The organism is Rhodococcus sp. IEGM 1379, from assembly GCF_030056815.1.
Lineage (GTDB): Bacteria > Actinomycetota > Actinomycetes > Mycobacteriales > Mycobacteriaceae > Rhodococcus_F.
This window is the reverse complement of the sequence record NZ_JASHKR010000143.1, coordinates 1-6,182: the sequence shown is the minus strand read 5'-3', so window position 1 is coordinate 6,182 and position 6,182 is coordinate 1. Positions and strand designations below refer to the sequence as shown.

Annotated in this window: 6 protein-coding genes, 1 tRNA gene and 1 pseudogene; 4 read left to right on the top strand and 4 right to left on the bottom strand. The window is 62.1% G+C overall.

Annotated features, from left to right (window positions below; all coding sequences use genetic code 11):
* Nucleotides 1-465: pseudogene (locus QM600_RS28645) on the top strand (PE-PPE domain-containing protein); the annotation flags it as partial.
* 63 nt (nucleotides 466-528) lie between these two features.
* Nucleotides 529-1,371, top strand: a complete 843-nt coding sequence (locus QM600_RS28640) for a glycerophosphodiester phosphodiesterase family protein (RefSeq protein WP_283265127.1) — start codon at nucleotides 529-531, stop codon at nucleotides 1,369-1,371.
* Here QM600_RS28640 and QM600_RS28635 read toward each other — a convergent pair.
* Together QM600_RS28635 and QM600_RS28630 are read right to left on the bottom strand one after the other, a co-directional pair.
* Nucleotides 1,352-1,780 carry an MFS transporter gene (locus QM600_RS28635; RefSeq protein ID WP_283265126.1) on the bottom strand — a complete coding sequence of 143 codons (429 nt, stop codon included), beginning with the start codon at nucleotides 1,778-1,780 and terminating at the stop codon, nucleotides 1,352-1,354. The genes QM600_RS28640 and QM600_RS28635 overlap by 20 nt on opposite strands.
* An 89-nt stretch (nucleotides 1,781-1,869) precedes the next feature.
* Nucleotides 1,870-3,567: a 3-ketosteroid-delta-1-dehydrogenase gene (locus QM600_RS28630; RefSeq protein ID WP_283265125.1), complete on the bottom strand. Its 1,698-nt coding sequence runs from the start codon at nucleotides 3,565-3,567 to the stop codon at nucleotides 1,870-1,872.
* Between the two features lie 339 nt (nucleotides 3,568-3,906).
* Between QM600_RS28630 and QM600_RS28625 the strand changes: the two genes are divergently transcribed.
* A complete protein-coding gene (locus tag QM600_RS28625; protein WP_283265124.1) occupies nucleotides 3,907-4,281 on the top strand; it encodes a RidA family protein in 375 nt (124 codons plus the stop codon).
* Between the two features lie 31 nt (nucleotides 4,282-4,312).
* Here QM600_RS28625 and QM600_RS28620 read toward each other — a convergent pair.
* Nucleotides 4,313-4,385, bottom strand: a tRNA-His gene (locus QM600_RS28620).
* 224 nt (nucleotides 4,386-4,609) lie between these two features.
* Here QM600_RS28620 and QM600_RS28615 point away from each other — a divergent pair.
* Complete coding sequence (locus QM600_RS28615) at nucleotides 4,610-5,587, top strand: pseudouridine synthase (RefSeq protein WP_283265123.1); 978 nt, start codon at nucleotides 4,610-4,612, stop codon at nucleotides 5,585-5,587.
* A 338-nt stretch (nucleotides 5,588-5,925) separates the two neighbouring features.
* Here QM600_RS28615 and QM600_RS28610 read toward each other — a convergent pair.
* Nucleotides 5,926-6,182 (bottom strand): DUF933 domain-containing protein (locus QM600_RS28610; protein WP_283265122.1); only part of this gene is annotated, 257 nt, incomplete at its 5' end.

The following is a 6,182-nucleotide window of genomic DNA, read 5'->3' as shown; positions in this document are numbered from 1 at the left end:
GGCCACGGAGTCGCCGGAATAGGCCCGGATGTTCCGCCGTGGATTCCGGTTCAGTGGATCGGGCATCCTCAGGACATGATCTGTAATGCCAGCGAAGACAGTTACATTCGTGACATCGCCGACCTCACCCGCTGGATGTCCTTCACCCAGGCACAGGTCTGGTTCCGCAAGGTGTGGGAACTGCTTCGTAGCAATACATTCCAGAATGCCCAGAAGACTCGTTTCAGTCCGAACCAGTGGCGGACAGACCTGCGACGCATCCATACCGCATTCCTCGAAGTGCTCGGATACCTACCAACTCGGTTGAACTGGCGCAGCATTCAGATGCAGAACCCTCGCGGTGGGCGGCACATCAGCTACGCGATCGAACCCCTCGACAACAGTGGGCTCACCGGTTGCCAGCTACTGGCAGATTGGATGGGTTCCCGAGCGAACGGCGTCGAGCGTCTCGCCCACGCGGCCTGATCTTTACCGTTAGTAAACCTAACTATCCCCATCGGGTCACCCAGCGTCTCTACGTTCCATTCCATGGAACTGACCAAAATTCTGCCCTGCGCCACCGCACCCACCGGTCGTCTGGACTGGTCGGAATCGTTGGGAAGCCTGGCACCCCAACCAGTTTCAACCTTCGATGCCCAAGCCCATCGCGGCGGACCGGGATTGTTCACCGAAAGCACTACGTTGAATCTCGAGCAGGTCAAGACGATGGACTGCGAAACTCAGCAGCTCGCCGGATACCCTGAGCAGCAGACTGTTCCGGGCGCCACGATGCGGACGCTCAACGAAGTACTCACCCTCGTGAAGGCGTACAACGCACCCGACCTCAAGCTCAACATCGAAACCAAAGTTGAAGCCGGAGCACCTCACGAAACTGCTCCACGCGAGCAATTCGTCTCCGTCGTGCTCGACACCATCCGATCAGCGGGCATGATGGACAGCGTCACCATTCAGAGCTTCGACTGGGGTTCACTCATGCTCACCCTCGAACTCGCTCCGAGCGTTCCCGTCGTCGCGCTGGCAAACGGCGATTTCCTGCAGGGCGGCAAGGTATCCGATCCCGGCTTCACGCTGTACCCGACGGCAGGGATGATCGAGAGCGCACATGCGCGTGGCATCAAGGTCATTCCGTGGACCGTTGATGATCCGGCAACGATGCATGCGCTGATCGACCTCGGCGTCGACGGAATCATCACCGACTTCCCCGACCGACTTCCCCGACCGACTTCGCGCCGCTCTGACCGAGCGCGGCCTGGATCTGCCCGCGTCGGCTGTCAAGAAGGAGCCGATATCGCGATGGGCCCGAGAGGGACGACTCGGGCCCATCGCAGATGTTCGTCGAAGCTTCTGTTTGTCAACGGTTTTCGTACTTGATGCCCAGCGCGAGAATGATTGTCACGGCGCACATCGTCACCAGCAACGCGCAGACGGCACCGAGCGTGGCAACTGTCGGTGTCGACGTTCCCGGAACCACGAGAGAAGCGAGCAAAACCGTGGCGATCGACGTTCCGACTGCCATCGCTGCCGTTCGCACAACCGACTGACTACCGATCGTTTCACTGGTGCTGTGCTCGGGAACGAATTCCACGAAGAGGTTCGACAGCGCTGTGTACGCGAAGGCCGTTGCTATCGAAACGATGACCACGAGCATTGCCATCCCGACCACCGAATCATGGAACCCGAAGAAACCGGCACACGCGGCGAGGAACAGTCCGGTTCCGATCAACAGCGAACTGCGCGCTCCGACCGATGCTGCCAATTTTCCTGCGAGCGGCGTGAACATCAGTCCGACCCAACGGGAGACCAGAGCACGTTCCGTTGCCGGAGTACGTGCACTGATCTCCCGTTGGGTCGAGCCGCTACTTACATGATCTACTTCTCGGCTGCGTGCTGCGCAGCGATGTAGCCGTAAACCAGCCCCTGGCCGATCGTCGCACCCGCACCCGGATACGAGTGGCCGAACGCATTCGCGGCGGTGTTGCCGATCGCGTACAGCCCATCGATGGTGCTGCCGTCTTCACGGAGAACCCGAGCGTGTTCGTCGGCGCGCACGCCGCCGCACGTGCCGAGGTCACTCAACGTCATCTTCACCGCGTAGAGGGCCTTGTTGTCGAGCTTCCGCAGGTTCGGGTTCGGGGATACGGTCGGGTCGCCGTAGTACCGGTCGTACGCGCTTGCGCCTCGACCGAACTCGCCGTCGCTACCGGCCGCAGCCGCGTCGTTGAACTTGCCGAAGGCTTCGACAAACGCGTCCTCGGGCAGACCGACCTTTCGGGCAAGCTCGGCCGGGCTGCTCGCCTGGTGCGCGATGCCGGAGTCGAAGAATGCCTGCGGAAGGGGCTGACGCGGGAAAATACCGCCGGCAAACACGTAACTGTTGCGGTACTCCTGGTCGAAAACAAACCACATCGCCTCGGCCGGGTCGCCGGCCTTCTCCCGGTCGAGCACAACCTGACCGAACGACATGTAGTCAGTAGCCTCGTTCACGAAACGTCGACCGGTCTGGTCGACGATGAACGAACCGGGCAGAGCGCGCTCGGCGAGCATCACCATCGGCGGCCGGCCCTTGATGCTCGCCACTGCGGGGAACCACCACGACTGGTCCATCAAGCCGATGCCGGCGCCCAACTCCTGCGCGGCCTCGATCGCCTCGCCGGTATTGCCCTCAGCGCCCAGGCTCTCGTGCTCACCGAGACTCTCCGACTGGTACTTGTGGCGCCACTCCATGTTGTGGTCGAAGCCGCCGGCAGCCAGCACGACGCCACGCCGAGCCGTCACCGTGACCTCGCGTCCGTCTTGGATCACAACGGCACCGGTGACACGGCCACCCTCGGTGACGAGCCGAACCAACGACGTTTCCGTCCACACCGGGATATTTGCCTGCACCACGCCTGCAAACAGGCCAGCTGCGAGCGCCTGACCGCCGGCAATGTATTCGCGCTTGAGGACGTACTTACCGAAAACGCCCTGTGACAAACGACGGAAGATGCGGGGAAAAGCCTTGAACGGCTTCTTCGCCATCAGATTCATCCACTTGTAGTCCGCACCGGTTACCGGCATCGGCAGACTGGCTTCCATCAAACCGGGGCGCAGGCGACCGCGTTCATCTCCCAGCACGGATGCGTCGAACGGTCGGCACTCGCAGGTGCGACCGGCAGCGCTACCGCCCGGCAGTTCGGGGTGGTAGTCGGAATAACCCTCGGCCCAGAAGAACTTCATGGGCGTCGTGCGGTACAGCATGTCGACGGTGGCTGCGCCGTGGTCGACAAATGCCTCACCACGTTCAGCCGGTGCCGAATCGCCAACCACCGCACGCACGTACGTCTTCGCGCGCTCGATTGTGTCGCCCGCTCCGGCGTCCGCCAGTACCGGGTTGGCCGGCATCCAGAACGCTCCACCGGACCGCGCCGTCGAACCGCCCACATACTGCGTCTTCTCCACGATCAACGTGGACAAGCCAAGTTCGTTCGCGGCCAGGGCGGCAGCCATGCCGGTACCGGACCCAATTACCAGCAGATCGACAGAGATGTCGTGGGCCCGTGTCGCTGCGGGTGCCAAATTCTTAGCCATTGAACAAAATCCCTTCACGTGGTTTATCGACATAGAACGCTAGGGCAATCGCCGCGCAGAATTGTCCAGATGTCCGGTCATCGGGAAACTGCACGTGGAGCCGAGCCGCTACACGAGATTTAATCCACACCCCTTAATGCAGACGGTCGTCCCGTTTGGTTGGATAGATCGCCCTGAATAGCGCCAAGGACGCAACGATGACGTCACAATCCCGACAACGGCAAGGTCCAGAATTCCCGATATTCGGGAAAATCGAGCTGAATTGTCCACGCGCAGGACATCATCGACGTCAGGTCGCCGGCAGTCGTCGCTGACCGGAAGTCGAACCGAGGAGGACGAATGTCAGTGGGTAAGACGTGGGAAGAGGAATACGGGTACTCGGACGCCCTCCTCAGCGGTGACCTGCTCTTCATATCCGGACAGGTGGGCCTTGAAGCCGACGGTTCGGTACCCACAGACCCGAACCGTCAGTACGATCTCACATTCGCGACTATCGGCAACTTGCTGGCCGAGCACGGAGCGTCGGCCCAGGATCTCGTGGAGTTGGTGAGCTTCCACATCGACTACCCGCAGCACATGAAGGAGTTCATGGAAGCGAAGGCACGGTTCCAGGGCACGGTCCGTCCGGCTTGGACTGCCGTCGGAGTTGCCGCCCTCGGTAAGCCCGGAATCCTCGTGGAGGTCAAGGCAATCGCGCGAATCCGTCAGGCCTGATCGCCAGACGAAAGACGACTACCGTTCGCAGTCCCTCTGGGCGGTTACGATCCGCCGTCGCCCGAGTCACAGTCGGGTGCTCTCACCAATTGAGCTACAGAAGGTATGAACCGCAGCACTTTTCGGCCGCGGTCATGTTGTCTGTCGAAACCATACGGAACCTTCTGCAGTCCGCGCTACTGATTTATCCCGAATGAGTGCATGTTGCGGGACAGCTACCGGTCCCGATCCGAGAAACGTCCCCGCGGGGACGTCCCCGTCAATGCCACACCGAATCACCGTTGAACCCGGATCGGCCCGGAGCGCGGACTGACCAGCAGTCGATGGGATGATGGCCTGTGTGTCGATGCTCCCACCGCTGCCCGTCAAGAACGGAGTTGGCCCGACGCGCCTACGCATCCCGGCGTCTGGGCCGTGGGCGACGATCGCCGAGTACGTCGTGGCGAGGTTCGACCACCTGGACTCCGAAAACCTATATCGGCGGTTCGACGACGGCGAATTCGTGGGTATCGACGGCCATTCGATCTGCCGAAGCACAGAGTTCAGCGCGCACCAGTTCGTCTGGTACTACCGTGAGTTACCGGCGGAAGACCCGGTGCCGTTCCACGAAGAGATCCTGCACGTCGACGACGACCTCGTCGTGATCGACAAGCCGCATTTTCTCCCGACTACCCCCAGCGGGCGTTACCTGCGCGAGTCGGCGCTCGTCCGCCTGCGGGTCCGCCTCGACAACCCGGATCTGACCCCAATCCATCGACTCGACCGCGGCACCGCGGGCCTGGTGATGTTCTCGGCCCGCCCCGCGACGCGCGGCGCGTACCAGTCGCTGTTCGAGAAGCGGCAGGTCGCGAAGGTCTACGAGGCCGTATCAGCGCGACCGCCCACGTGGGACCAGGACGCGCCGGCGCTCGACGGACGCGACGTCCCCCTCGTCTACCGCAACCACATCACGGCCCGCCGCGGCGAGTTGCGGGTTGTCGTCGACGCCAGCCGTGAACCTAACGCCGAGACCATGATCGAGGCGCGAGGGATCGGCGTGAGCGCCTCCGGACGGACTGTGCTGCACACGGTTCTACGTCCGCACTCCGGACGGATGCACCAGTTGCGGGTGCATCTGGCGGCCCTCGGCGCCGGGATTCTGGGCGACCGGCGCTACCCCGACCTGCTGCCCGACGCGCCGGACGATCATTCCCTCCCACTCCAATTGCTCGCGAGGGAACTCGAATTCACCGATCCGTTGTCGAGGAGACCGCGGCGGTTTGTCACCCGCCGGACACTCAGCGAGATGCCCGCGGCGGACTGCTAAGCGCCCGCCTGCCGTCTGTTCACTCAGGCACTTGGGGATCGTCACTTGTCTGGCATCCAGGCGAAGTCGTGCTGACGGACCTGCGGCAACCGCGCAGTCCTCGGGAGGGATGCTGGGAGATCCCCACGCCTGATGAACAACTCGAAATTCTCACGGAGCATGTTCGGCTATTCATCGGCACTGTCGATCAAACGACGTGGTTGTTCACGGTGTGAACGGGCACCGAACCTTCTCCCGACGCGGACGACAAAACCCGCAGGGCTGCGGACGAACTGTTCCGAGTCTCTGCGGGTTTTGTTGTGGGCGGACGGCCAAAGATGGGCCGGTGAGCTGAAGTTTTAGACGTTGAAGCGGAACTCCACTACATCGCCGTCGACCATGATGTAATCCTTGCCCTCGATGCGGACCTTGCCGGCAGCCTTGGCTGCGGCCATGGAACCAGCCTCGACGAGATCTTCGAAGGACACGATTTCGGCCTTGATGAAGCCGCGCTCGAAGTCGGTGTGAATGACGCCAGCAGCCTGAGGCGCGGTGTCACCCTTGTGGATGGTCCAGGCGCGAGCTTCCTTCGGACCAGCCGTCAGGTAGGTCTGCA